This is a genomic window from bacterium (genome assembly GCA_020440705.1).
Taxonomy (GTDB): domain Bacteria; phylum Krumholzibacteriota; class Krumholzibacteriia; order LZORAL124-64-63; family LZORAL124-64-63; genus JAGRNP01.
Window position 1 is genome coordinate 2,588 of record JAGRNP010000177.1, and the last position, 3,275, is coordinate 5,862.

Below are 3,275 nucleotides of genomic sequence, written 5' to 3' on the forward strand. Positions count from 1 at the left end.
CCGTTCAGTTCGAGGAACACGCCGGCCGCGGTGAACGCCGTGCGCTTGTTCCCGTCGACGAAGGGATGGTTGCGCACCGGGGCGAACGCGTAGGCGGCGGCCAGATTGAAGACGTCCTGATCTCCGTAGCCGAATCGGTTTCGCGGAGCCGCCAGGGCCGATGCGAGCAGCCCCTCGTCGCGGATGCCCGTGCCGCCGCCGTGTTCGGCGAGCAGCATGCCGTGGATGGCATGAATGACCTCTTCGGTCAACCACCTGGGCTCGGTGTCGCTCATTCCGATCCCCTCACTTGGCCAGCTCCCGCAGGGCATTGCGGTAGCGAGCCATGAAGCCCTCGGCCTTGCGCATGGCCTGCTCGAAATCGGGGTCGTAGGGCACGATCTGGTAGCCGTCGGGGGTGCGGGTCAGGTAGAGGGCATCCCCTTCCTTCACCCTGAGCGCCTTGGCGGCCTCGGCGGGCAGTGTCATCCCGAGGGAGTTGCCGACCTTGCGGATCGTCAGCTTGACCATGAGTGGGCCTCCCGGTGGCCTGCAGTTGAGGTTTTACATATGTTATAACACCGACACCGGGATGTCAACGGTTTCGTTTGCCGCCGGTCTCCGCTGCTCATATTTTCGTATTTTTTTCGCCTCCAGTCAACTCGAAAGTCGCCAAACCCCTCCCCTGTGGTAGAATAGAGGAGTATCCGACTCCCCTCCCGACCCGAAAGCCGCGCCCCATGCCGTCCGGCCCGCGCCAGCCCCACGCCGACACCCCCACGCTCGTGCTCGTGCGCGGGGCGCGGTCCGGCGACCAGGCGGCCCTCGAGGAGCTGTGCCGGCGCTACCTGCCCCGGCTCGAGCGCTTCGCCCGCGGCCGGCTGCCCGCCTACGCCCGCGGCACCCTCGACACGCGCGACCTGGTGCAGGACGCGCTGGTGAACTCCCTCGCGAAGCTCGAGAACTTCGACCCCCAGAGCCCGGGCTGCTTCCAGGCCTACACGCGGCAGGCGATCCTCAACGCCCTGCGCAACCGGGTGCAGCGGGTGAAGCCCAAGGCTTCGCAGACGCTCGTGCTGGAGAACGCGCCCGACCACACGCCGTCGCCGCTGGAGGAACTGCTCGGCCGCGACGCCCTCGACCGCTACGAGACGGCCCTGGCCGGACTGGATGCGGACGAGCGCGAGCTCATCGTCGGGCGGCTCGAGTTCCACTGCAGCTTCCAGGAGCTGGCCGACACCACGGGCCGCGCCTCGCCCGACGCGGCGCGCATGGCCTTCAAGCGCGCGCTGCTGCGCCTGGCCGGGGCCATGGACGAGGGGGAGCCGGTCCATGGCTGAGCGCGACGACGGCAGCCGCGGCCTCGACCGCCTCGCCGACCTGGTGGGCGAGCTGAACGACATCACCGGCGACGACTCCCTCGCCGGCGGCCTCGACGCGGCCGACACGCGCATCGCGCGGAACCTCGCCATCCTCGGGCGCATCGGGGCCTTCCGGCCGGATGACGACGGCGAGGACGACGAAGGCGACGGCGCGCCGCAGCCCGCGGCCACCGCCGACGTGCCCGAAGCCATCGGGCCGTACCGGCTGCGCGAGCGGATCGGTTCGGGCGGCATGGGCGACGTGTACCTCGCCGAGCAGACCGCGCCGCTGCAGCGCACCGTCGCGCTGAAGATCATCAAGCCGGGCATGGACTCGCGGGAGATCATCCGGCGCTTCGAGCGGGAGCGGCAGGCGCTCGCGGCCATGGACCATCCGCACATCGCGAAGGTGTTCGACGCGGGCATGGCGGCGAATGGGCGGCCCTACTTCGTCATGGAATACGTGGCGGGCGAGCCCATCACCGCCTGGTGCGACCGGCGGCGGCTGGGCAACGCGGCGCGGCTCGAGCTCTTCCGCCAGGTGTGCGCCGGCGTGCAGCACGCGCACCAGAAGGGGATCATCCACCGCGACCTGAAGCCGTCGAACGTGCTGGTGACCGAGGTCGACGGGCGGCCGCAGCCGCGCATCATCGACTTCGGCGTGGCCCGCGCGGTGGAACGCGACGCGGACACCGGCGCGACCCTGTTCACCGAGGACGGCCGCCTCGTCGGCACGCCCGAGTACATGAGCCCGGAGCAGGCGTCCCTCGGCGGGGGCGCCGTGGACACGCGCACCGACGTGTACTCCCTCGGCGTGCTGCTCTACGAACTGATCGTGGGGCGGCTGCCCTTCGAACCGGAGACCCTGCGCCTGGCGGGCGTGGCGGAGATCCAGCGCATCCTGCGGGAGGTCGACCCGCCGCGGCCGAGCGCCCGGCTCGCGACCCTTGCGGGCGAGGCCGACATCGGCGACAACCGGGCCACGCCGGCGGCGGCCCTGCGACGGCAGGTGAGCGGCGACCTGGACTGGATCGTCATGAAGGCCCTGGCCAAGGAGCCGCAGCGGCGCTACGACACGGCCGCCGCCTTCGCCGATGACATCGGCCGGCACCTGGCCCACGAGCCGGTGCAGGCGGGGCCGCCGGGTCTGGGCTACCGGGCCGGCAAGTTCGTGCGCCGGCACCGGGGCGGCGTCACGGCGGCGGCGCTCGTGGCTGCCGCGCTCCTGGCCGGACTGGCCGGCACCACCTGGCAGTCGGTGCAGGCCACCCGCGCCCGCGACGAGGCGCGGCGGCAGGCCGAGATCGCCCGCGCGGTGAACGCCTTCTTCATCGACACCTTCGGCCACCGCGACCCGCTGCAGACCGGCGGCGAGACGGGGCTGTCGGTGGCCGAGGCCATGGACCGGGCCGCGGCGCGGATCCCCGCCGCGTACGCCGACGATCCGGCCCTGGAGCTCGAGCTGCGCCGCGTGGTCGGGCGCTCGTACATGCGGCTGGGCGCCTGGGCGCAGGCGCAGGAGCACCTGGACCGGGCCTGGGCACTGACGGCCGCGGCGCCGGCCGTTCCCCGCCTCGGGCTCATGCGCGAGCTCGGCGAGCTGGCGCGCGACCGCGGCGACCTGGCCCTGGCCGCGCGGTGGTTCGCCGCCGTCGACAGCGCCCTTGCCGACCAACCCCGGCCCGACGTGGCCGAACGGATCGAGAACCTGCACCTGCGCGGCACCGTGGCGCGGTTGGCAGGCGACCTGGCGGCCGCCGACTCGCTGCTCGCCCTCGCGGCGGCGGTGCGCGACTCGCTGCCCGCGGCCGAGCGCGATCCCAACCTGGGCCTGGACAGCGACCGCGCCGACCTGCTCGTCGCCCGCGGCGAGACCGCCGCCGCCGACAGCGCCTTCGCCGCCTTCGCCGCGCGGGTGACGGCGGTGCACGGCCC

The 3,275-nt window shown here is 72.8% G+C and carries 3 protein-coding genes and 1 pseudogene; 2 read left to right on the forward strand and 2 right to left on the reverse strand.

Annotation, left to right across the window (positions count from 1 at the left end; translation table 11 throughout):
• Together KDM41_16915 and KDM41_16920 are read right to left on the reverse strand one after the other, a co-directional pair.
• Window positions 1-275, reverse strand: a pseudogene (locus KDM41_16915) (type II toxin-antitoxin system death-on-curing family toxin).
• A gap of 10 nt (window positions 276-285) precedes the next feature.
• Window positions 286-510, reverse strand: a complete 225-nt coding sequence (locus KDM41_16920) for an AbrB/MazE/SpoVT family DNA-binding domain-containing protein (GenBank protein MCB1185107.1) — start codon at window positions 508-510, stop codon at window positions 286-288.
• A gap of 209 nt (window positions 511-719) precedes the next feature.
• Here KDM41_16920 and KDM41_16925 point away from each other — a divergent pair, with 209 nt between their 5' ends.
• A complete protein-coding gene (locus KDM41_16925; protein ID MCB1185108.1) occupies window positions 720-1,319 on the forward strand; it encodes a sigma-70 family RNA polymerase sigma factor in 600 nt (199 codons plus the stop codon).
• Window positions 1,312-3,275 (forward strand): serine/threonine protein kinase (locus KDM41_16930; GenBank protein MCB1185109.1); only part of this gene is annotated, 1,964 nt, incomplete at its 3' end. The genes KDM41_16925 and KDM41_16930, both read left to right, overlap by 8 nt.